21 protein-coding genes are annotated in these 23,452 nt (G+C 61.7%); 7 read left to right on the top strand and 14 right to left on the bottom strand.

Annotated features, from left to right (window positions below):
* From BUS12_RS08020 to BUS12_RS08005, 4 genes are all read right to left on the bottom strand, one after another.
* Complete coding sequence (locus BUS12_RS08020; RefSeq protein ID WP_437123871.1) at positions 1–1,512, bottom strand: DHA2 family efflux MFS transporter permease subunit; 1,512 nt, start codon at positions 1,510–1,512, stop codon at positions 1–3.
* Positions 1,513–1,586: 74 nt separating this feature from the next.
* On the bottom strand, positions 1,587–2,897 hold the full coding sequence (locus BUS12_RS08015) for a nucleotide disphospho-sugar-binding domain-containing protein (protein WP_074295202.1): 1,311 nt from the start codon (positions 2,895–2,897) through the stop codon (positions 1,587–1,589).
* 20 nt (positions 2,898–2,917) lie between these two features.
* Positions 2,918–3,487, bottom strand: coding sequence for a methyltransferase family protein (locus BUS12_RS08010; RefSeq protein WP_074295201.1), 570 nt, complete (start codon positions 3,485–3,487; stop codon positions 2,918–2,920).
* Between the two features lie 33 nt (positions 3,488–3,520).
* On the bottom strand, positions 3,521–4,423 hold the full coding sequence (locus tag BUS12_RS08005; protein ID WP_074295200.1) for an alpha/beta fold hydrolase: 903 nt from the start codon (positions 4,421–4,423) through the stop codon (positions 3,521–3,523).
* A 567-nt stretch (positions 4,424–4,990) separates the two neighbouring features.
* Between BUS12_RS08005 and BUS12_RS08000 the strand changes: the two genes are divergently transcribed.
* Both BUS12_RS08000 and BUS12_RS07995 read left to right on the top strand, forming a co-directional pair.
* Positions 4,991–5,548 (top strand): inclusion body family protein, encoded by a 558-nt coding sequence (locus tag BUS12_RS08000; RefSeq protein WP_074295199.1) that lies wholly within the window; start codon positions 4,991–4,993, stop codon positions 5,546–5,548.
* A gap of 188 nt (positions 5,549–5,736) precedes the next feature.
* Positions 5,737–6,294, top strand: a complete 558-nt coding sequence (locus BUS12_RS07995) for an inclusion body family protein (protein ID WP_074295198.1) — start codon at positions 5,737–5,739, stop codon at positions 6,292–6,294.
* A 117-nt stretch (positions 6,295–6,411) separates the two neighbouring features.
* Here BUS12_RS07995 and BUS12_RS07990 read toward each other — a convergent pair whose 3' ends face one another.
* On the bottom strand, positions 6,412–7,086 hold the full coding sequence (locus tag BUS12_RS07990) for an acyl-homoserine-lactone synthase (protein WP_074297251.1): 675 nt from the start codon (positions 7,084–7,086) through the stop codon (positions 6,412–6,414).
* Positions 7,087–7,294: 208 nt separating this feature from the next.
* Entirely contained in the window at positions 7,295–7,744 is a 450-nt protein-coding gene (locus BUS12_RS07985; RefSeq protein WP_074295197.1) for a DUF4902 domain-containing protein, read from the bottom strand.
* 67 nt (positions 7,745–7,811) lie between these two features.
* On the opposite strand from BUS12_RS07985, the gene BUS12_RS07980 reads away from it, so the two are divergent.
* Entirely contained in the window at positions 7,812–8,522 is a 711-nt protein-coding gene (locus tag BUS12_RS07980) for an autoinducer binding domain-containing protein (protein WP_074295196.1), read from the top strand.
* A gap of 608 nt (positions 8,523–9,130) precedes the next feature.
* On the opposite strand, the gene BUS12_RS07975 is transcribed toward BUS12_RS07980, so the two are convergent.
* Entirely contained in the window at positions 9,131–10,912 is a 1,782-nt protein-coding gene (locus BUS12_RS07975) for an NAD(P)/FAD-dependent oxidoreductase (protein WP_083640293.1), read from the bottom strand.
* 223 nt (positions 10,913–11,135) lie between these two features.
* On the opposite strand from BUS12_RS07975, the gene BUS12_RS39630 reads away from it, so the two are divergent.
* From BUS12_RS39630 to BUS12_RS07955, 4 genes are all read left to right on the top strand, one after another.
* Positions 11,136–11,900 carry a helix-turn-helix transcriptional regulator gene (locus BUS12_RS39630; RefSeq protein WP_074295195.1) on the top strand — a complete coding sequence of 255 codons (765 nt, stop codon included), beginning with the start codon at positions 11,136–11,138 and terminating at the stop codon, positions 11,898–11,900.
* Positions 11,901–12,178: 278 nt separating this feature from the next.
* Positions 12,179–12,772, top strand: a complete 594-nt coding sequence (locus BUS12_RS07965; protein ID WP_074295194.1) for a cytochrome b/b6 domain-containing protein — start codon at positions 12,179–12,181, stop codon at positions 12,770–12,772.
* 2 nt (positions 12,773–12,774) lie between these two features.
* A complete protein-coding gene (locus BUS12_RS07960) occupies positions 12,775–13,566 on the top strand; it encodes a molybdopterin-dependent oxidoreductase (protein ID WP_074295193.1) in 792 nt (263 codons plus the stop codon).
* Between the two features lie 44 nt (positions 13,567–13,610).
* Entirely contained in the window at positions 13,611–14,225 is a 615-nt protein-coding gene (locus tag BUS12_RS07955; protein ID WP_074295192.1) for a hypothetical protein, read from the top strand.
* 131 nt (positions 14,226–14,356) lie between these two features.
* Here the strand turns inward: BUS12_RS07955 and BUS12_RS07950 are convergent, their stop codons facing one another.
* The 7 genes from BUS12_RS07950 to gltA all read right to left on the bottom strand — a co-directional run bounded on the left by BUS12_RS07950 (position 14,357) and on the right by gltA (position 23,132).
* Positions 14,357–14,782: an OsmC family protein gene (locus tag BUS12_RS07950; protein ID WP_074295191.1), complete on the bottom strand. Its 426-nt coding sequence runs from the start codon at positions 14,780–14,782 to the stop codon at positions 14,357–14,359.
* A gap of 201 nt (positions 14,783–14,983) precedes the next feature.
* The gene (locus BUS12_RS07945) at positions 14,984–15,538 is read right to left on the bottom strand and encodes a carboxymuconolactone decarboxylase family protein (RefSeq protein WP_074295190.1); all 555 of its coding nucleotides are present in this window, start codon (positions 15,536–15,538) and stop codon (positions 14,984–14,986) included.
* 36 nt (positions 15,539–15,574) lie between these two features.
* Positions 15,575–16,921 (bottom strand): aspartate aminotransferase family protein, encoded by a 1,347-nt coding sequence (locus BUS12_RS07940; protein ID WP_074295189.1) that lies wholly within the window; start codon positions 16,919–16,921, stop codon positions 15,575–15,577.
* A gap of 25 nt (positions 16,922–16,946) precedes the next feature.
* Entirely contained in the window at positions 16,947–17,996 is a 1,050-nt protein-coding gene (locus BUS12_RS07935; RefSeq protein ID WP_074295188.1) for a C45 family autoproteolytic acyltransferase/hydrolase, read from the bottom strand.
* A gap of 298 nt (positions 17,997–18,294) precedes the next feature.
* Positions 18,295–19,155, bottom strand: coding sequence for a MurR/RpiR family transcriptional regulator (locus BUS12_RS07930; RefSeq protein ID WP_074295187.1), 861 nt, complete (start codon positions 19,153–19,155; stop codon positions 18,295–18,297).
* A 65-nt stretch (positions 19,156–19,220) separates the two neighbouring features.
* Positions 19,221–21,500, bottom strand: coding sequence for an amylo-alpha-1,6-glucosidase (locus tag BUS12_RS07925; protein ID WP_074295186.1), 2,280 nt, complete (start codon positions 21,498–21,500; stop codon positions 19,221–19,223).
* A gap of 330 nt (positions 21,501–21,830) precedes the next feature.
* Positions 21,831–23,132, bottom strand: coding sequence for a citrate synthase (gene gltA / locus BUS12_RS07920; RefSeq protein WP_074295185.1), 1,302 nt, complete (start codon positions 23,130–23,132; stop codon positions 21,831–21,833).
* Between the last annotated feature and the right edge of the window lie 320 nt (positions 23,133–23,452).

The following is a 23,452-nucleotide window of genomic DNA, read 5'->3' as shown; positions in this document are numbered from 1 at the left end:
TCAGTGACCCAGCGTCGCGGCCGCGCCGCGTCTGGGACGTGTCAACCACATCATCGCGGCCAGCACCAGGCACGTGACGCTCGCCATGAAGAACATGTCGCCCGTGGCCATCATGTACGCCTGCTGCTGCACGATCTGATGCAGCGTCGTGAGTTCGCGCGTGCCGCTCACGCCCATCCCATGCAGCGCCTGCACAAAGCGCTGCGTATTGGCGGATGCCTGAGTGACCGATTGCGCAACCGTGTCGTAGTGGTAACTCGCCCGGTTGTCCCACAAGGTCACGCTCATCGCGGTCCCGAATGCCGCCGATAGCGTGCGCAGGAAGTTCGACAGGCTCGAGGCCGCCGCCAGTTTCTCGTCCGGCACGCGCGACAGCGTCGCGGCCGTGAGTGGAATGAAGAAGCACGGCAGGCCGATGCCCTGAATCAGTCCTGGCGTAATGATCTGCGTGAACGTCATCGTCAGCGTGAAATGTGCATCCCACCACAGCACGCCCGCGAATACGAGAAATCCAGAAGTTGCCAGGACGCGCGCATCGAAGCGTGCCGAGAACAGCCCCACCAGAATCGAAAACACCAGCGCCAGAATGCCGAGCGGCGCGGTGGCCAGTCCCGCGTGATAGGCGGTGTAGCCCATCACCGCCTGCAACCAGAGCGGAAAAATCACGCCCACGACCGAAAAACTCATCATGCCCAGCGAGATGATCAGTACGCAGAACGAAAAGGTTCGATCCCGGAACAGGCTCAGATCGACAACCGGGTGCGCCTCGCCCGCCTCCCAGATCAGCAGGGAGCCGATCGCGAGCGCAGCCGCGATCGCCAAGCCAAGAATCAGCGAGGAATCGAACCACCCCGCGTCATGGCCCAGATCGAGCATGGCCTGCAGCGAGCCGACGCCGACTACGAGCAGCACGATGCCCACCAGATCGATCGGCTCGCGCGTCGACGGCCGGCCGGTCGGACGCAATAGCGCCGTGCAGACCGCAAACGAAAACAGGCCGATCGGCAGGTTGATCAGGAAAATCCACGGCCACGAGAAATTGTCGATGATCCAGCCGCCGACAACCGGCCCGAAGATCGGCGCCAGCAAGACCGTCATCGCCCACAGGGCGAGGGCCACGACCCGCTTGTCGGGTGGGAAGGTGCGCAGCAGGATGGTCTGCGAGAGCGGCACCATCGGCCCGGAACACAGGCCTTGCAGCGTGCGGCAGATCACCAGCAGGTGGAAGTCGCCTGCCACGCCGCACAAAAGCGACGTCAACGTGAACAGGATCACGGCGCTCACGAACAGGCGTGTTTCGCCTACCCGCCTCGACAACCAGCCGGTCAGGGGCACCGCAATGGCGGCCGCCACCGAGTAGGAACTGATGACCCACGTGCCCTGACTGTTCGACACGCCGAGACCGCCCGAGATTGCCGGGACCGCGACATTGGTGACCGTCGAGTCCAATACCTCGATGAAGGTAGCGAGCGATAACGCAAAGGTCAGCAGAGCGAGCCGCGCGCCACGCATGGCCGGCAACGCACCGCCGGACGGATGGCCGCCCTCGCCCGCTGCGCTTGCCAACGTCGACGTGGAGGATGAGCTCATGCCCGCTGCACCTCGCCCAGTTCGACGCGTGCGCTCGTTGCATGCGCGGGCTGCGCACGCGGCGCCGCGAAACGCTCGATGTATCGTGCAGCCGCGTCGCAGCCATCCACGGCGCCCGACAAACGGTCCTGGATGCGGCCGCATTGAATCGCGATCGACGGACTGCCCAGCACCTTTTCGATCGCACGCGCGAGCGTTCGGCCATTCACCGGCGCATCGATACGGATGCCGCAACCGCTATCGGCAACGCGCTGGGCGTTATCGAACTGGTCATGCGCAAAAGGCGTCACGATCTGCGCAATCCCCGCCGCATAGGCCAGCGCCGCCGTACCGATGCCGCCGTGGTGAACCAGCGCGCGGCATCGTGGCAACAGCGTCCCCATCGGCACATAGCGGCGTTTGAGCAGCGTGCTTTGAGCATCGTGCGCATCTGCGGTGCCGGCATCCGGTGTGAGCAGAATGCCGCGCAGCCCGGTCTCGCGCAGCGACTCTTCTACCGTGCTGGCATAACGCTTGTTGTCGATCAGCGTCGAACCCGCTGTAAAGACCAGCGGCCGCTCGCCCGCCGCAAGGAAGGCGTCGAGGCCGCTATCGGGCGCTTGCGTGCCGATGTCGTTGAACAGCGGAAAGCCGCCCAGCAGATGAGGTTTCGGCCAGTCGGGCTGCGGTTGCGCAAACCACTCGGGGAAGAGGCACAGGATGCCGTCGGTCGAATGCAACCACTCTCCCATGATGCGTCGGGCAGGCAACAGACCCAGTTCCCGGCGCAGCACGTTCAAGGCCGGCCCGCATACCTTGTCGAGAACGTGATGCTCCACCATGCTCAACAAGCCGGTCTTGAGCGCGAGCGGCAGGCGTCGCGGGATCGTCAGGCGCTTATGGGTGGGCGGCGCATGAGCCGACAGCAGCGTGGAAGGCGACACCTGCACCGAGACAAACGGCACGCCGTGGATCTCCTGCATCAGACGCGCCGAAAACGCCCATAGCGTGCCGACCAGCACCGTATCGGCATCGGTGAGCGAAGCGAGCGTGTCGAAATGCGGCCGCAACGTCGGTGCGATTACGTTCCACAAGGTTCGAAACGAGGTGCGCGGATGCCACAGCGCCGGATCGGCCATCGCGGCGGCATATTCTTCACGCGTGCCGATGGGCACGAACTGGAAGCCGCGCCGCTCCGCCAGCTCCGCAAACGGCGCGTGCGTGCAGAATACGATCCGGTGCCCACGCGCCGCCAGCGAAGCGCCGATACCGATCAGCGGATGCACGTCGCCGGCGGAGCCGATCGCGGTAATGATGACTTTGGCCATTGCGCTGTATCCGGCGCGCGTCAGTAAAGGCCGGGAATCAGCGCCGCCACTTCGCGGCGATACTGCGTGTAGGCAGGGCCGAAATAGCGCGTCAACCAGCTTTCCTCGACGCGCACCTTGTAGGCGAGCGAGGCGAAGATCAGCAGCAGGCCGGCCACGCAGCGCCATTGCTCGCCGATCAGCACCGCCCCTGCCAGCGCGATCAGGCAACCCGTATAGATAGGATGACGAACCAGACCGTAAGGACCGCTGCGCACCAGCTCGTGCCCCTCCTTGAGCGTGACCGAGACACTCCAGTTCGTGCCAAGGTGCAGGCGTGCCCATACCGAGAACGCGAGGCCTGCCAGCAGGACCGCGAAACCGGCGAACTGCGGGCCCTGCAGTTGTTGCCAGTCGGGCACCCATGCCGCCGATGTCAGGTCCGGCACAATGATCAGCGCGCCGCCGGCAATCAGCGGGATCGACTGCAGCGTGCGCGAGTTCGATGTTTCGCGCTGCGCGGTCTGTTTGACCTGCTTCGACGTCGCGATCCAGTAGACGAGCCACAGTGTCCACGGAATCACGATCGCCATGCTTTGAATGATATTCACGGTAGCTCAGCCTGTTATGAATGAGTGATACGTCTACGTAACCGCCTGGGCGCCGGCGAAGCGCTCGGCTACCTCGAACGAACCGAAGCCATCGCCCGCCTCGCTACACGCCGCCTCGCCGAAGAAGTCGAAGATCGCCGTGCGAACCTGGCGCAACGGATGACGTCCTTCCAGATCGAGGAAATGGCCGGCCTGTTCGATCGTGGCGAACTCGGCCCGCGCGAGATGCGCAGCCAGCGTTCGCACGTCGGCGGACGTGGTGTATTCGTCCAGCTCGCCGTTGATGAACTTGAGATCGCAGTCGATGTTGCGGAATTCGTGCAGGTATTGCTCGGGACGAATGGCGAGGATCTGGTCCACGTGAAAGGCGACCTGATCCTGTTCCCGGCGCGGCAGCGTCGACAGGTAGCGGTAGTTGTACAGCTTCATGATCCGCGGCAAATGGCGGCCCACGGTATCGTTCAGCAGTTGCGCCGCTTTGAGGTTTTCGCCGGCGGCGATGTAGTCGCGCGCACAGGTCACGTAGTCGGTCATGGCTCGGTTAAGCAGCGGCGAGAACGAGGCGATCACCGCCCTTCGCACGCTGGTTTGCCGGCGCGCCAGCGCCAGCAGCGAGGCCACCCCGCCCCACGAGACCGACAGCAGAAAGCTCGGCTCGAATACGGCAATCAGGTGCAGCAGAATGTCGACTTCATCGTCCTTGGTCAGGACGAATTCGCCTGCGTTATACGCTTTGGATTGCCCGGCGTAGGGCAAATCGAAGCAAATTGCGTTATAGCGTTCGCCGAGATATTTGATTGTCTGTCCAAACGACGCAGTTGTCGCTAGTGCGCCGTTGATCAGAATGACACTTTCAAAGTCCGGATTGAACACGTGACGTTCAACGTAGACCTTGCAGCCTGTCGGCAGTGGAACAACCAGCTTTTCGATGGGCATGAGCGTATCCCGTGCACTTGCAAGAGCAAATGCGCACTGATACCGCGCCCGCCTGAGCGGACGCTTTGGGGCCGTACAGCCATGGGATCGGGCCCGTAACGCTTGCCCCCCGGCAAGTTCGATCCATGACGGCCACCGCGCCATCGAAGCTCGCTTCACACACCGTGTGATGCGATCCCCCGACTGCCCGGCGCGCTGGCACTGCGCGACGGCAATCGGGCATTCGACGCCTCGTTTATTGTCTTTTTATGTTTACAACAAGAAAGTAATTCGGCTGCTTCGCCTCATCCGGTCTGTCCGGACGAGATGAGTGTCGCGTTAGGGTGTGATACTAATATGTCGATAAAGAACAATTCAAGTTTTTTCAAAAAAAATCTAATTCGACCGTTATGCACAGTTGTTACGCGCGATGCCCGGTCAATGAGAATGCAACACGGATGCGTGCTTGCGCCAGCTCACCCTGACGACTCTGACAGGTATCCAAAGGAAGCCGCGAGAGGAGAATCAAAGCACCCCTTTACGGGGGCGTTGCCCACGCCGCGGCGAAAACGAACGGATCGAGCGTATATGGAACACGACACTTCAATACAACGGGTCCAGCAACACATCAACGTGTTGATCGTCGTGGATACCGATACCATCATCGCGACCTATGGACCGAACCGCGACCCGTCGCTGGCGAAGGCACTAAGCCACGACGACACGATTACGATGTGCACCGACGCACGCAGCAAGGTCCACGGCCAGGGAACCGGCAAGCTAAGCTTCAACGCGCGTGTGCACGATGTCGTTTCGATCACGGGCACCTCCGGTTCCGCCAACTCGCAAGACGCCGTGATCGTCTACAGTCTCGCGCCTCCCGCAGACGGCCACATCTTCACACCCTCTCAAGCGGCCTTCTACGCAAGGGCGGGCGCTGTCGAACCTAACCCCGACTCGCCGGACCGAAACGGCTTGCCGCCCGTCAGCAAAGAAGCGAACTTCTCGAACTTCTCCGTGACCGCCAAAGCGCCTGGCGTTGCCCCTCTGACGTTCGCCTTCGCTCTTTACACGCTCGCCGACGACGGCGAGAACCAGACGCTCTTCGGCTACTACGCCTATCACTTCAGTGTGACAGTTATATAAAACGTCGCGCGCAAAAAATCATGACATAGCATAGGGTTTGGCCTCGCACGCTGTGCTGCTTCGAACTCCGGCAGTCCTGTTTACTTTACTAGGTGTGCTAACTAAAAAATAGGAGGACATTGCACGTGACACGTGAAACACGTGTCACCACGCAGTCACCGATAAACGCAGAAACAGGAGGATTCATCATGGCTGGAACTGTGTTAACAGCGAGCGGACAAGACATCAACGTGCTCGTAGTCATCGACACGGAATACGTGAAAAGAACGTATCCCAATCCGAGCAAGGATCAAAACAATCCTACCGGTATCGATCACAACCATCAGTACATGCTGTGCACGGGTTCGCGAGGCATCATCTCCGGACAAGGCACGGGAGACCTGGAATTCAGGGCGAACGTCGGCGACGACGTGGCGTTCACCGGCGTGTCGATTTACGACAACTCCGATGACGCCGTGATCGTGTATGACGTCAAGCACTTTTCGGGCGATCAGGTATTCAATCAGTTCAGTGCAGACCTGATTATCCGCAATGGCGCGGTTCAACCGAACGCCGATTCGCCGAGCCGCAACGGCCTGCCGCCGGTTAAGAAGCAGACGAACTTCTCCGTGTTCGAATCGAAAGTCAGGAGCAGCGGCCGGGAAGGATTTGGCCTCGCGTTCGGCCTGTATACGCTAGCCGCCAATGGCCAGGACCAGGAACTGTTCGGCTATTACTGGTGGGACCCGTACATCACGGTGGCGTGACCGGTTGATCTCGCGAGAGATCATCGGGTAAGCAGCGTCGCACCTGCTGGATTCATTGCGATGGATCCAGCAGGTTGCAAGCAGGTTTCAAGCGGGCCTGGACAGGTTCAGACAGGCTCAGGCAGGCTCATGTTCTCCGGCAAGATGCGCCGCCCTCTTCTCGTGCGCGACGTTCATCACGATCTGTGCCGGTGCCGCGTCATGCGTGGCCTCGATACCGAGCGCCGATAGCGTTTGACTGTCGATATCGATCCAGCACGCCACCACCATTCTGCCGTCGATGCATTGCGCCGGTCCGGCCCGGTGTGCATGCACGCCGATGCGCCGGAATAGCCGCTCCATACTGAGGTAAGTCACGCCAATGATCTGGCGTGCGCCGAGGCGCGCGGCGCAGCGCACGACCGAAGCCAGCATGGGGCGAAAGTACCACGTGAGATTGCCGCCCTCGGCCTGGTCGCCGGCAATCGGGCTGGCCGCGAAGCGGGAGAGTTCCCATACCTCAGATGATTCGGGCGGCGGCATGCCCTCAGCAAGCAAAAACGGAAACAACTCTTGCAGAAGATAGGGTTGCGTAGTCGGCAAGAGCCTCGCGCAACCGCAAATCGAGCCGTCCTCATCGCGCCCGAGCACATAGACCGTGTCGTCACGGTCATACTGGTCGCGCTCGAATCGCTCGTCGGCCATTGGCAAGCGCCAGCCCAGCTGCTTAACGAAAATCTCGTGCCGGTACTGCGCAAGCGCGTTACCTACACCCTCAGGTAACCGTCCATCGTCGTGAATGAAAGTCCGCATCATGCACCCCTGGTCGCTTTTTATCGAGCGCATTAGAGCGCGCACAGGGTTGCGCAGTAACTGGTAGAGTTGACAGGGCTTTATGGCGGAATATTTTCATTCGTTGATATATTCAGCCCTGACATCAATTTACGATTGCAAAGCGAACACCTTTTGCTTATAAATGAGCGGTGAGACGTTTGAAATGTTTGCATTGCCGCTGCAACGTCTAGTGTCGTTGAAACGAGGAAAGCATGTGATGCCGCCCTCTCAAGGCGAACGCGACGTTGGCCGCAACCGGTTGCGACCAGTTCAAGCGCATGAGCCGATGTACGAGCGCCCTTGTGGTGCAAACCATTCCAAGGTCGGTACCCAAGCCATCAACACCCATGAGATTGCTTCTCACGTCGCCCCAGGCGATCAGAAACGCGCCTGACGTGCCTTCTATATACCAATCCCAGCCAACGGTTACCTGCGAGGTCAATGGGTGGAGCGTACCTTGCCACTCGGTATAGCCAGCATCGAGGGCGTCGATCGCATCGGCGCGTAGATCCGCCAGCAGGCCCTCGTCGATGCCCGAGGAAACGTGGACCAGTGTCAACCGGGCCAGCATGAATTCGGGAACACGAACATAGCCATCGGACGATGGGGAATGAAAGAGCAATGGGGAGAGTGTCATCGGGCCTGTACCTTTCGTTATAGCTGGACGGGCTTGCTTCTATATAAGACGTTAAACCGGGGGCGCAATGGAATCGTACTTTCAGGATGCTTATCAGCAGTTTTTCGCTGCGAGCGACGAATATGAGCTATTTAAGCAAATAACGGCTTTCGCAGAACGTCTTGGATTCGAATATTGCTGCTACGGAATTCGCATGCCTTTGCCGGTTTCGAACCCGGTGGTCAAGATTTTCGATACCTATCCACCCGGGTGGATGACCCACTATCGCGCCAACGGCTTTCTCGAGATCGACCCCATTGTCCGGGCGGGCATGCGTCGCACCGATCTGATTGCCTGGCCGCGCGCAATGTCCGACGAAGCACCGCGCCTGTGGTCCGATGCGCGCGACTTCGGCATCAAGGTCGGCGTTGCCCATTCGAGCTGGACGGCGCACGGTACGTTTGGACTCCTGACCATGTCGCGCAACGCGGACACCTTGACGTCTGCCGAAGTCGAGGAATTGCAGCTGCCCGCAAACTGGCTCGCGAATCTTTGCCACATGCGGATGGGCCAGTTCCTTCAAGGCAAGCTCGCACCCGAAACTGGCATCACGCTGACCGCCCGCGAGCGCGAAGTGCTGCGCTGGACCGGCGAGGGAAAGACCTCTTACGAAATCGGGAAAATCCTCAGCATCTCCGAGCGTACAGTCAATTTTCATGTCAACAACGTGTTGTCGAAGCTGGCGGCGACCAATAAGGTACAGGCGGTCGTGAAAGCGATCGCAACCGGGCTGATCTAGCCGCCCTCGCATAGAAGGCCCGGCACTGACCGGCGCAGGAGGCGCAAGACGTATAACGGACTGGCAAGGGACACACAGCGGCTATCCCGGTGCTGCGTCCCGACCGACGCGCGCAGTCTATTTATAATATCTATTGAACGGGGCACATAGCTGTGAGGTCTGACAGCTTGCGGATTTCTCACTGCCGTCGCGCGCCGCGCTTGTGCTCGCCTCCAAACGAACACAAAATAAAAGTGATGATGACGATTTAGCAGTATTATTGGCGGCATCGCGGTTCGTTCAATAGCTTTGACAGCCTTTGTGACAGGCGGGCTCATACCGGGGCTGAGCCGTCTGTCGTTACATCCCCTCTCTCAGGTTCTGGCGGCCCTCGGAATAGCCAGAACTTTTCACGCCAGCGCAAGCTGGCGTTTTTTTGTCCTCAGAAATGAGGATGAAGCTTGAATATGCATCGGGTATATTCGATTGGAGTCCCGGATCCATTGTAGATACCGGACCCGGCGAAACCTGCACACAGTACTTAAGACATAGGGCGCCGCTAAACCTGAGAGATGAGACCCGCCTTGCGCGGGTCTTTTTTTGCAAAAAATCTCTGGCGCAAACGATTGCTACGACTCAACCGGCACCGCGAGGCTTGTGGCACGTCCGCCATAATCGTATTGCGGCGTCATGTTATCGAGCGGATTGGCCGGACCAAACAGTTCGCCGCCAAGACTGCGGATTACCGCGCATACCGCGTTGACGCCGGTCTGCAACGCCCCTTCGACCCACCCACCGGTAAACGAGCAGCTATCGCCTGCAAGGTAAATGGAGGGATCCGTCGACGGATTGCGGCTCGCCTGAAACTGGAAGAAGAGTTGCTGGCTATAGCCATCGCCGCCGGCAAAATTCAGCTTGAAGGCGCCGTAGTAGCCGCGTTCCAGATCCCAGTCGACCACGCGCACATACCGGTCGTAATCGTTACCGATCGGCACGACATGGCGGGCAAACGCCGCGTTCGTCTGCGCCAGATCCGCCACCAGCCGTTGCACGCGCCGACGGTTGTCGCCCAGCGCCAGTTGCTTGATCGCGTCGTCTTCCCAGGCGTAACTCAGCAGCACGACACCCGGCGAGTTGGGGTTCTGCGGCGCATAGTCGAGACAGTAGACGCCTCGCACCAACGTGTCGGTCTGAATGTTGGCGGGCAGGTTCTCGTCGAGCCAGAACTTGCGTTGCGTCATCACGAACACCTTTGACGAACTCGTCAGATGCACGTCGTCGATCGCCGTGCACTGTTGCGGCGAGAGCGAGGTGCCGGGCCCATTCAGCGCCATGTCGATCTGCATGGCCCGCGTGCTCGCAGTCACAATGACCCGGTCTGCAAACTGCGTCGTCCCGTCCTCCAGCCAGAGCTTCACGCCCGCCGCTTCGCGCGTGACCCGCGCAACCGGCGTCCTGATCACGCGTTGCGCGATCGAGCGCCGCTCGAAGACCTGCGTCGAGAACGCCCGGGCGAGCGATTCGATGCCAGCTGGAATGAACAACTGGTCGGTTTCGAGCTCGTCCACCATGAGGCGCACGATCTCGAGAAAGGCGACCGGATACATCGGCCCCAGACCGCCTGAACCGACGCCGAGCGCGCCGAACAGCTCATAGTCGTCCGGGTAGCGCCAACGCGTGCCGCCCGGCGGGTTGGCGCTGCCAAAGATACGGCACAGGGCGCTGTAGAAACTCTCGTTGCCGAAGACATTGATGTACGCCTGCCACGCATTGCGTGCTGCCGCGGTTTGTCCGCTGCGCAGCAACTGGGTGATCGCCACCGGCGCGATCAGTGCGGGCCCGGTTTCCGGCGTAAAGCCCTCGCTGATAAAGGCATTCCAACCGGTGTTGACGGTCGCGAACATATCCGGTGGATTACCGTGTGCGGGCCACACATAAGTTTTTCCCTGGTACCCCAAATTAGTTAGCACGGCGCCGGGGTCGGGAAAGCTCGACGTTGCCTTGATGCCGAAGCGGTCAAGATAGTGGAAGAGACTGTATTCGCTGGGCGGAAAGCGCATCGCCCCCAGCTCCGCAAGAAACTCGGGCGCGGACTCCGTAAAGGTCGAGCTCCATGCGCGGCCGCCGATGCGATCCGAGGCCTCGAAGAGCACCACATTGGCCGCGCCGGCGCGCAGCAGTTCGTACGCGGCGACGAGACCGGCAATGCCGGCACCGATAATCGCAATCGTGGCGTTCGCAGCCGCGGGCGGCACACGTCCCAGGGCATCGGGCGAGCCGGCCAGGTAGGAGCCATAGTCGAACAGCGTATCGATGTAGCCAAAACTCGGGCTCTGGCGCTCTGTCGCGCCGAATTCGCCGGCGAGAGGCGAAGGGCGTAAGCGTCGGCGAAGATTCGGAATGAACGGCATGCTTCTCCTCGTGGGCTAAAGATAAACGTGCAGCGTGCGGGCAGCGGGTTTCACTCATGTTCCCGGCAGCCCGGTGGGGATAACACCACACGGCTTAACGGCATTTTTGCGTCCCGCTTGAACCATTTACTTTGGCCGTGTAAGCTCGCCGGTAACACTTTCTTACAGACCTGAGGCCCCTGGCCGAAGGAGCAAAACTTACTCGCAGGCAGTCCGGAACACCATGTATTTGACGAACCGTGAGACTGCGCTGGTCTCTGACATCTTCGCCGTGCTGGCCGATGCCTTACCCGAGGACCTGATGCGCCGGGAAATCGGCGTAAGGATGCTGGATCTGCTGCGCGCGGATTATCTGGGCTCGTACGTGTGGGATGCGACGAAGAAGGCGTTTGTGAATCGGGTCGCGCTCAATATGTCGGACGACAACCTCGCCGAGTACGAACAGTATTACCAGTACCACGACACGGTCACACCGTTGCTGCAGAACTGCCGGCAAGCAGTTCGCGTGACGGACGTCCTTCCCCAGGCCGAACTCGTGCGCACCGAACTGTTCAACGACTTTCTGCGCCGCGACGGCCTGCATTGGGGCATGGACGTCTTTGCGTGGTCCGGCGAGACGAACATCGGCGACCTGCGCATCTGGCGCGGCAAGCAGCGGGACAATTTCTCGGACCATGACCTCGCCCTCGCCGAACTGATTCGCCCGGCCTTCACGTCGGGACTCGCCCGCGCCCGCAGAACCGCCGGCATGACCGAAGCGGGAACGCCGCATACGCGCCTGATTTCAGAGCGTGTGCTCAAGTCGCTGACGGCGCGCGAACGGGAAGTCGTGTCGCTCATCATGGAAGGACTCCTCGACAAGCAGATCGCTGAGCGGCTCGGCATCTCGTACACCACCGTGCGCACGCATGTGGACCGCAGCTTTCAGAAGCTCGGCGTCGGCAACCGGTCGGCGCTGATTCGCATGGCCCAGCAGGACGCACGATAAGCCAGGTGGCGGCGCGCAATAGAGCGCTGCCAGGCTTGAGCGTCATCCCGCTTTCGCGCATCCCCCGTCTCACGCCCGCCCATCCCCACCTCCTCCGCCGCAAACATTCGGTAATAAATCTTTTTTTCGCCGCCGCGGAATAACGCCGGAAAGACGGTGTTCACCCTCTCATGCCGTGCTCGCCGCGGCGCATGCATGGCTGCTGCTCAGGCTCGCGAACCACGGCTCGCGCCTGATCGCCCTGGCCCGCGTGAATTGCCACCAACGATGAGATCGCTGTGAGTCACACCACGATTCAACCTGTCTGGGTTCGCGTCACACACTGGATTAATGCGCTCGCTGTCGTCCTGATGGCAATGAGCGGCTGGCAGATCTACGACGCCTCGCCCATTTTTCCGGCCCTGCAGTTTCCGGCCGCCGTCACCTTGGGCGGTTGGCTCGGCGGCGCCTTGCTGTGGCACTTCGCGGTCATGTGGCTGCTGGTGGCGAATTTCCTCGTCTACCTTGGGCTCAATCTCGCTTCAGGACGGCTGCGCCGCAAGCTGCTGCCGCTCAGTGCCAGGTCGCTTGCCGCCGATACGCTCGCCGCCCTGCGCGGCCGCCTCACGCACGGCGACCTGAGCCGCTACAACGCCATCCAGAAGCTGGCCTATCTGACCGTTATCGTCGACATCGTGCTGCTGGTGCTTTCCGGGCTGGCCGTGTGGAAGTCGGTGCAGTTTCCGCTGCTGCGCACCTTGATGGGCGGCTATGACAACGCGCGTGTCGTGCACTTCGTCTGCATGAGCGTGCTGGTGGCCTTCTTCTTCGTGCATGTCGCGATGGTCGCGCTGGTGCCGCGCTCCCTGCTTCTGATGCTTCGAGGACGGTAGACATGGTAACTCGCAAACGCAGCGGCGAACCCGGCACGACGCTATCGTCACACGCCGACGCCATCATCAAGGATGCCCAGCGGGAATTGAAAAATCCCGCGCGCCGTCTGCTCGGCAAGCGGATTCTCTCGCTCGGCGGCCTGGCGATGTTGTCCGGCTGCGATCTGAGCAACGACAAATCGGTCAACACGATGCTGCGCAGGATCTCGTTCTTCAACGACGACGTACAGGCCCTGCTGTTCGATCCGCACAAGATGGCGCCGACCTATCCCGAGTCGATGATCACGCGGCCGTTTCCGTTTAACGCGTTCTACGATATCGACGACGTGCCGGAAGTCGACCCGGCCTCGTACCGGCTTCAGGTAGGCGGTCTTGCGCATGGCAAACGTGTCTGGACGCTCGACGAGCTGCGCGCGCTGCCGCAGCAGGACCAGATCACCCGCCATATCTGCATTGAAGGATGGAGCGCGATCGGCCGCTGGGGCGGCGTGCGCTTTGCCGATTTCCTGAAGCGCGCCGGCGCGGATACGACGGCACGCTACGTGTCGTTGCATTGTGCGGACAACTACTGGACGAGCATCGACATGCCCACCGCGCTGCATGCGCAGACGCTTCTCACGCTGACCTACGACGGCCAGGTGCTGCCGCCGAAGTACGGCTTTCCGATGAAGCTGCGCATGCCCACCAAGCTCGGCTACAAGAATCCCAAACACATCGTCGCGATTACCGTGACGAACGATTACCCCGGTGGTTACTGGGAGAACCAGGGCTACAACTGGTTCGGCGGTTCCTGAGCAGCATCCCCATTTTCAACCCGACAACACTGCACGGAGATTCCATGTCTATCCGCCTGAAACTCGGCGTTACGCTTGCTACGCTCGCCTTCGCGGGCGTCGCGCTGGCGCAGACGCCGGCTGTCAAACCCTCGCGCATTCGCGGCGAGATCGTCTCGCTCAACGGCGACGTCCTGCAGGTGCATCGCCGCAGCGGCGACACGGTCGCGATCAACGTGGCGCCCACCGTCGGCATCTCGGCGGTCAAGGCGATGCAACTGTCCGATATCAAGCCCGGCTCGTTCATCGGCACGGCGGCCACCACTGGCACCGACGGCAAGCTGACCGCCACCGAAGTGGTGGTGTTTCCCGAATCGGCGCGCGGCACTGGCGAAGGTCACTATGCGTGGGACCTGGGTCCGAATAGCTCGATGACGAATGCGAACGTCGACACGGTCGTCGAGGGCACCAGCGGCCGCGATCTGAAGCTGTCGTACAAGGGTGGCGACAATGTGGTGACGGTACCGGCGAATGTGCCTATCGTGACCTTCACGCCGGCAGCGCGCACCGACCTCACGCCGGGCAAAAAGGTATTCGTGGTGGCGACGCCTGCGGCGCAGGGCGCGTTTGTGGCGCAGCGGGTCGTGGTCGAAAAGGATGGCGTCGCGCCGCCGATGTAACCACCGGCAGGTTGTTGCTGTTTGATGAATGGCCCGGGGCGATCCGGGCCATTTTTGTTTTCGCCTGAGGCGGCAATGCAAGGCCGCCTCAGACGTAGCGATGCTTCGCTCGGAGGATGCCTGGATGCCGCTCAGGTTTCGAGCGTCGCATCCATGGTGATGGTGGCCTTTAGCACTTTCGAAACCGGGCAACCCGCCTTCGCGTCCGCCGTGGCTTTTTCGAACGCAGCCCGGTCGCCGCCGGGAATTTTCACCTTGACGTCGAGGTGCACGGCGGTAATGGCGAACCCGCCGTCGGCCTTGTCGAGCGTCAGGGTGGCCGTGGTGCCGATGCGTTCGGGCTTGATGCCCACCTTGCCGAGTTCGGCCGAAAGCGCCATGGAGAAGCACCCGGCATGCGCCGCCGCGATCAGCTCTTCCGGATTGGTGCCGATACCGTCCTCGAAACGCGTTGCAAACGAATACTGGGTGTCCTTCAGAACCCCGCTATCAGTAGAAATCGTGCCCTTACCGTCCTGCAGGCCGCCTTGCCAGACCGCTGATGCCTTGCGCTTCATCGTTCTCTCCAATGGGTAGCCCTGCCGGCGCTGCTGTGCATTCGACCATGACGCCTGCCGCAACGGTCGCGCCCAGGTTCTTGCGGCATCGGCGTAGGTCGAGCGTGCCACGCAGCGCGACAGGCGCGGGCGTAGACCGGACTTCATGATAGGCGCTTCCTGGGGGCGGCGTCGGACAGCGTGTATCGGCCTCCCCCTCCCTCACTGCGCAAACGGCAACGTCACCTGACCTTCCGCCCGCATTCCGAACACATTCAACGTCATCGCCACAAGCGCGTAATAACCGAGCAAGCCGACCAGATTGATGGTGACCTCATGCCCAAAGCGCGCCACCGCGGCCGCGTAAGTCGCATCGGACACGCGCTTCGTGTCGTACAGCTCGCTGGCAAAAGCATAGATCAGCGCGTCGTCGGGGTCCGCGAACGACGGCTGCTGGCCTGAACGGATCGCTTCGGCATCGGCCTGCACAACACCCGCTTCGAGTGCGATCGGATAGTGGATATACCACTCAGCCTGAGCCTGCCAGCGCGCCGCCGTCACCAGGATCGCCAGTTCCGAGAGGCGCAGAGGCAAGCCGGTCCGGTAGCGGCAAAACGCACCCAGCCGTTGCGCCTGCTGCGCGAGCTCCGGACTGTGAATCCAGCCGAGGAACGGCCCGTTCAGGTTGCCACGCGGACCGGACAGGATCTCGTCGAGGACGGCCTTCTGTTCGGGCGTCGCAGTCGATGCGTCAAAACGCGGCAAACGCTCAGTCATGAAAACTCCCACAAATGATGAAGTAGCCGCCGCCGGCTACGCGGCAGCGCGTACGCCGGTGGCAAGCAGCGCACCGTCGATCGCGTCGGTGAGGCGGCTGACAATCTGATCGATGTCCTGCGCCGTGCAGATAAACGGCGGCGCAAGCAGCACATGATCGCCGCGCTGACCGTCGACGGTTCCACCCATCGGATACACCATCAGGCCGCGCGCAAACGCCTCACGCTTGATCGCCGCGTGCAGTTTGAGCTTCGCGTCGAAGGGCACCCTGGTGGCGCGATCCTGAACCAGCTCGACGCCTACAAACAAGCCGCGCCCGCGCACATCGCCGATATACGGATGCTGCGCATAGTGCTCGCGAAGTTGCGCACGCAACTGTTCGCCGCGCGCCTGAACGTTATCGAGCAGCTTGTCTTCGGCGATCACGCGTTGCACTTCGAGCGCGGCGGCGCATGCCGTTGCATGTCCGATATACGTATGGCCGTGCTGGAAAAATCCCGAGCCGCCGACGATCGTGTCGTAAATGCGCCGGCTGACCAGCGTTGCGCCGATGGGCTGATAGCCAGCCCCAAGACCTTTCGCGATGGTCAGCAGATCGGGGGCCACGCCGTCCTCTTCACACGCGTACAGATAACCGGTACGTCCCATCCCCGACATGATCTCATCGAGAATCAACAGGACACCATAACGGTCGCAGACCGCGCGAATCTTACGAAAATACTCGCGCACCGGTGGTACAGCGCCGGCGGTTGCGCCGACCACCGTCTCCGCGACAAAGGCCGCCACCGTGTCGGCGCCGAGTTCGAGGATCTTCTGTTCCAGCTCATCGGCAAGCCGTTGTGCAAAGACTTCTTCGGTTTCGTCAGCACGTTGCTCGCGATATGCGTAGCACGGGCTCACGTGATGCGCTTCGATCAGGATCGGCAGGAACGGCTCGCGGCGCCATGCATTACCGCCAATCGCCAGCGCGCCCAGTGTATTGCCGTGATAGCTCTGACGACGGGCGATGAAATGACGGCGCTGCGGCTCGCCCTTCTCGACGAAATACTGGCGTGCCAGCTTCAATGCCGCTTCGATCGCCTCCGAGCCGCCCGACACAAAATACACGTGATCCAGACCTTGCGGCGCGCTCGCCACCAGCCGGTCCGCGAGTTCCTCGGCCGCTTGCGTCGTAAAGAACGAGGTGTGCGCGTAGGGCAATTGCTGGGACTGGCGCTTGATCGCATCGATCACGCGCTGGTTGCTATGGCCGAGGCACGAGACGGCGGCCCCGCCGGATGCATCGATATAGCGCTTGCCGGTGGAGTCGATCATCTCGATGCCGTCGCCCGCGACGGCAACCGGCAGCGTTTGTTTCGGGGCACGGTGAAACACGGTGGACATAGGATTCCTTATCGCGTGATCGCGGTCAGAAGGCGGTATTCGAACGCGCCGCCAGGGGAATGAAGGTGTCGAAGGCGCAGTGCCCTTGCCGATAGACCTGCATCGCAACACCGTCCGTTTCGATGCGAAACAGCGCGGTAGCCAAGGTGTTTTCGTCGTCGGGATCGCGCGGGTCGTCACGGTAAATGGGCAAGCCAGCGGGCGCCTGGTCACGCAGCACGCGTAGCAGCCCGTCGTCTGCAAGCGGCGTGCGCAGCGTCGGCAGCAAAGCGTCGACGCGTGCCTGGCGGTCGCGCGAAGAATCGGTCACGATTTGCGCTTCGCCCTCGCAGCCATCGTGAATCAGGTGATTCGCATGACCGAACCGCGGCGTATCGGCCATGACCGAACAGCGCTGGACAGTGGCTTCGATACTCAACAGGCGCGCGTCGCCCACACAGCCAAGCGTGTGATGAAACCCACTGGCTCGCGGTGCATCGCTCAACAGCCTGGCGGCTTCGTCGAGCGAACGCGTATCGAGCACGGCACGTGCGAGGATCATGCGCGGCACGCCCGCAGCCGGTGTCCGGATGCGCAGATTGTTGATGGCCTGCACGACGCCCGCGCGGTTGGCGGCGAAAGTATGGCCGGGCAACGAGCCCGGATAGTAGAAACTCACGAAGCCGGGCTTGCCGGCAGGCTGGACGTCCACGAGGAAGCACCGCTCGCGCAGGTACGGATCGCCATCCTCGTTGTGCGCGATGAAACGCGCGTTGCCGGAAACGGCCGCCAGTGTCGTGCAGCCGTCCGGCGCGTTATGGATCAGCTCGCCACGGCAATTCCACAGAAACACGTCTTCCACTGGCCAGCCAAGGCCCGCCGCCATGCCCTCCAGCTCGGCGAGCAGCGCGGGGAAATGCGCTTGCGCCGCGCGGCGCAGCGCCTCCACGAACCGGTGGCCGCGCCAACGGCTGACCTGTTGCCAGGCGGCGCTTTGCTCCATGTAGGCCGCCATGACCGGCCGCGCCAGTTCGCCCAGCTGGTAGCCGATGTCATCCGGCCGGCCGGTTACACGGGAAAGAGTCCATTCCTGCATCGACGGTTATGCCTCGCTCAAACCTTGTTGATCGTCGCGCCGCATCGGCATGGCAACCATCGCCCACTCGCCTGTGCGGCAAAGTGAAAGGATGCCGTCAGCAACCATGGCATCGATTCAACATTCGATCCTAATTTATACCTCTCAACAACATATGTTGTCAATCGAGGCGAGCATGCACTGAATGAAGCGAATCACTCAACATGGTTGAGGTTGCGACGCACCATTGCTGCGCCCGGCGTGGCGGCACTTGCGCGGTCTGCGAAGTGCGCGGCACCTCGCACCGCGCACGCCTCGTTCAAGGCACGTAGACACCCTTCGCGTGCATCGACCGCTCGGCAATCTCGAGTTGCTCGACCGCATCGGCGCCTTCGAGCGCCAGCAGATGCGCCACCAGCGACTCCGCAAGCGCCGTAGCCGCCACTAGCGAAGGAAAGAAGGAAGGACTTTCGTGTGAAAAGATCAGCACCTTGTCGGCATTCAACGCAATCGGCGACACCGCACTGTCCGTGATGGCGATGAGCTTGCTGCCCTTCTCCAGAGCCGCTTCGGCCACGCGAGCCGCCTCCACCGAATAAGGCGCGAAGCTGATGACGACGGTGGCGCTATCGCGTGCGATCGTGCGCAGTTGCATTTCCAGCGTGCCGGCTTCGCCTGTCAACAGCGACACCGTTGAACGAAACAACCGGTAGCCGTACACCAGACCGAACGCCACCGCATAGCAGGAGCGAAAACCGGCCACATGCACATGCGGTGCGCGGCGCAATAGCCGCGCCGTTTCGACGACGGCCCGCGCGCTATGCGCCGCGGTGACATCGAGATTATGTTGTTGAGCGATCAGCAGATCGTGCGCCAGTGCGTCTTTGGCATTGGCCTTGACGAGCGTCCGGGCGCGGCTCGCGAGCGGCTCCGGCCGCGTGCGCACGCGCGCCACAAACAGATTGCGCAACTCGTTCCAGCCGGGAAAACCGAGTTGTTGCGACAACCGCACCAGCGATGCCGGTTGCACCTGAGCCCGTTCGGCGACCTTGCGCATGGAGGAAACCGCGACTTCGTCGGGATGATCCAGCAGGAACGCGGCCCCCATCTGGAATTGCGGACTCAGTTCTGAGAAGCGCGCCCGGATCAGGGCGGCGAGCTGGTCGAAACTGTCGGGCATGCGGTGGACCGGGAAGTAAGTTGACAACAAATGTTACCACCCGGCACCACGCATGCCGCGCCCTTCTACAGCAAGGCCACGACCCGCACGTCGCCCTGCTCGGCCGACGCCACCACCTTGCCCGCGACCCGCCGGAAAGTGATCGTCACCGTGGAATCGCCGACGCGCATATCGCCGATTTCGAGCCAGTCGATGCCTTCGGGCAGCATCGGCTGTTCGATCAGCACCTCGCGCTTCGCTGCGTCGACGGTCACGCCCAGGCACGCTTCCAGCATCATGAACGGCGAGCCCGCTGCCCAAGCCTGCGGCAGGCAGGCCACCGGGTAAGCCGTCGGCGGTTCGCCGCGCCGCCGCGGGAAGCCACAGAAGAGCTCCGGCAGACGCATGTCGAAATTGACCGCGGCCTGGAACAGCGCCTGCAGCAACTTCACCGCGGTTGCCTTGCCGCCGTAGCGCGCCACGCCTCGCGCGCACAGCGCGTTGTCGTGCGGCCAGACGGACCCGTTGTGATACGCCATCGGATTGAAGCGCGCCTGGCCCGCCGCCAGCGTGCGCACGCCCCAGCCGGTATGGAACAGCGTCGATTCCAGACCGCGCACGACCGCTTCGCCGCGCTCGCGCGACGGCAAGCCGAAGGCGAGCAGATGGCCGGCATTCGAGGCCAGCACGCGGCACAGTTCGCCATGGCCGTCGAGGGCGATGCCGTAGAAGCCGGACTCTTCCATCCAGTACTTCTCTTCGACGCATTCGCGGATCGCCCTGGCGCGCCGGCTATATCCGGCAGCGTCCTCGGACAGGCCGCGCAGCGTCGAGAAGTGCGCCATGGTGTCGAACGCGGCGCTCGCGTAGGCCTGCACTTCCACCAGCGCGATCGGCCCATCCGGGAAGCGGCCGTCGGCGTGAAAGACCGAATCGTGACTGTCTTTCCAGCCCTGATTCGCCAGCCCGCCATCCGATTCGCGCTGATAGTCGAGCAGGCCGAAGCGGTTCTTGTCGCACACACCCGAGACCCAGTTCGCCGCGCGTTGCAGCGCCGGCCACAACTCGTCGATCAGGTCCACGTCGCCGGTACGCGCCACATAGGCGCCGGCCAGCACGATAAACAAGGGCGTGCTGTCGACGCCGCCGTAATAGAGCGCAAACGGCACTTCGCCGGTGGCGGCCATTTCGCTCTTGCGCATTTCATGCATGATCTTGCCGACCGCAGCGTCGCGGAAGGCCGAGTTCTCGAGCGCCTGATGCTCGGCAAGAAAACGCAGCACGCCGCGCGCGAGGCCCGGCTGCAGCCACAAGGTCTGCAATGAGGTAATCAGCGCGTCGCGGCCAAACGGGGTCGAAAACCAGGGAATGCCGGCGTACGGATAAGGACCGGTCTCCAGATCGGTGGTCAGCAGGCCGAGATCGGCGAGCGAACGGTCGATCCATGCGTTAAAGAGCGGATTGCTCGAACGCACCCGCGCGGTAGCACGGCGCCGTTCGCGCATCACAAGGTGGGCCTCGACCAGCGCTGCGCGCACCGCCGCGCGTCCGACCCGCGGACGCTCCGCATGGATCTGCGACACGTGCGACCCGCTCTGCGCGTGGACCGGCACCGACACGCCCGCGCTGACCACCGGCTTGTCGGCCCGCAGCTTCACCGCGACGGCGAGATAGATCGATACGCAGGCTTGCGCCGGCAGTTGCACGGTGTAATCCGCGCGATTGGCGAACAGCTTGTCCGGCGTCGGCGAAAAGGCAATCTGCACGTCACGTTCGACGTTATCGAGCCCCACGTAGCCGAGCAGCACTTCGCCATTCTCGACACGCGCCGGTTCGACATTGCCCTTCTTGTCGCGTTTCAGGCCGCGCACTTCAAACATGTCGCTGAAGTCGCTGGCGAAAGAAATGGAAAGCGGCACGACCGCATCTTTCGTACCGTAGTTGGTCAGCTCGATGGCTTCGTTGAGCACGGTGCCCGACAACACGCGCACGCGCTCGACGTGGATCACGCCCTCCGGCGTGCTGTCGCCGCCGAGCGGCGGCAACGGACGGTTGGTCAGATGCGCCGTAAATGCCGCATTGTCGCTGCTGACGCTGCCCGACAGCAGCGACGGCGCGCGACCGCCGAAGGTCAGGCGCAGTTGCGACAACACGCGCGTGTCGTTGACGAACAGGCCGTCGTCGTGACCGGTGATGTCGCCCAGCGCGTCGTTGACGATAAACGTATCGCCCGACTTCAACACATACTGGTTGGCGCTGGCGACGTTGAGGTTTTCTGGTGGGATGAACGCCGTGTCCGGTTCATGTTCCGCGCGGTCCGCACCGCCTGAGTGCGTCAGTCCGCCGAGTGCTTCTGGATCCTGCATCAGCTTGCTCCTGTGCTATGGGCTTCGTTCCGATTGTAGAGGGTCTGCGCCCGCCGAACGAACTTAACACAGGAGTGTGGTGGATTTGCGCAAGCGGGCCACGTTGAAGGCGTAACAAAACGCTACGGCAGTCGCCCGTGCCGTTGTGTGGGGGCAATTGGCACGCGTCATGCAGTTTTGATCCGGCATGCGGCGCGGGTTGGATCCCTCGTAGCATTCCGTAAACGGACCGCGGGCGCGGCTCCATTCCGGAAGCAGCGCCCGCTTGCTTGCGCGTGTGCGTGTGCTTGAATCACGCTCAAGCCCGTGCAACACCCACCGATCAATCAATCAGCGTTGCGCAATCGGCTTCGCCTCGCGTGCAGTATCGCCAACGAACAGCTGACGCGGACGGCCAATCTTCTGTTCCGGATCGGCAATCATTTCGTTCCACTGTGCAATCCAGCCCACCGTACGCGCCATCGCAAAGATGCACGTGAACATCGAGGTCGGGATGCCCAGCGCGCGCTGCACGATGCCCGAGTAGAAGTCGACGTTCGGGTACAGCTTGCGCGACACGAAGTACTCGTCTTCCAGCGCGATCTTTTCCAGCGCCATGGCCAGCTTGAACAGCGGGTCGTCATGCAGACCGAGCTCTTCCAGCACTTCGTGGCAGGTTTCGCGCATCAGCTTCGCACGCGGATCGTAGTTCTTGTAGACGCGGTGACCGAAGCCCATCAGCTTCACGCCCGAGTTCTTGTCCTTCACCTGCTGGATGAACTCAGGGATGTTGTCGACCGAGCCGATCTCTTCCAGCATGTTCAGTGCTGCTTCGTTCGCGCCACCATGCGCCGGGCCCCACAGGCAGGCGATACCGGCTGCGATACATGCAAACGGATTCGCACCCGACGAGCCGGCCAGACGCACCGTCGAAGTCGACGCGTTCTGTTCGTGGTCCGCGTGCAGGATCAGGATACGGTCGAGTGCGCGCACCAGCACGTCGTTGACCTTGTATTCTTCGCACGGGTTCGAGAACATCATGTGCATGAAGTTCGCGCTATACGACAGTTCGTTCTTCGGATAGACGAACGGCTGGCCGATGCTGTACTTGTACGCCATCGCCACCAGCGTCGGCAGCTTCGCGATCATGCGTGTCGCCGAGATCTCGCGGTGCTGTGCGTTCGTGATGTCGAGCGAGTCGTGATAGAACGCCGACAGCGCGCCGACTGCAGCCACCAGAATCGCCATCGGGTGCGCGTCGCGACGGAAGCCGCGGAAGAAGAAGTGCATCTGCTCATGCACCATCGTGTGCTGTTTGACCGAGGCGACGAACTCTTCCTTTTGCTTCGCGTTGGGCAGTTCGCCCTTCAGCAGCAAATAGCAGGATTCGAGGAAGTCGGCATTCTGCGCGAGATTGTCGATCGGATAACCGCGGTACAGCAGCTCGCCCTTGTCACCGTCGATATAGGTAATGGCCGAGTTACACGCCGCCGTCGACATAAAGCCCGGGTCGTACGTGAACCTGCCGGTCTGGCCGTACAGCTTGCGGATGTCGATCACGTCGGGGCCAAGCGTGCCCTTGTAAATCGGCAGATCGATGGTCTGGTCGCTGTCAGAAAACTTCAGCGTTGCGTGTGTCTTAGAGTCGTTCATCTACGCTTTCCTTTTGCTATCACATCGCACACGTGCCGGACTACGGGTGCTGTCGTTGCTCGCCATGCTCCGGCTCAGGCTTTGCATTTTACGGCTACAGAGTCAATTCATTGCGGCGATTGACCGCAACAATCCATCTCGACCTCAGCAACATTCACTATAAATTGCGCTGAAACCATTGCACGGCTCATGAATATTGGTCAGATAAAATCAGCCAGCCAACTGAAAGACAACGTTGAGAACGCAACAATGTTTTGCAACGGGCATGCAGCACGAGTGCGCGTCCTCTGAGATACTCGTTGCGTGTGATGCTTCCCCTG

Source organism: Paraburkholderia phenazinium (genome assembly GCF_900142845.1).
Lineage (GTDB): Bacteria > Pseudomonadota > Gammaproteobacteria > Burkholderiales > Burkholderiaceae > Paraburkholderia > Paraburkholderia phenazinium_A.
Note: the sequence above shows the minus strand (reverse complement) of the source record. Positions and strands in the feature narration are given on the sequence as shown.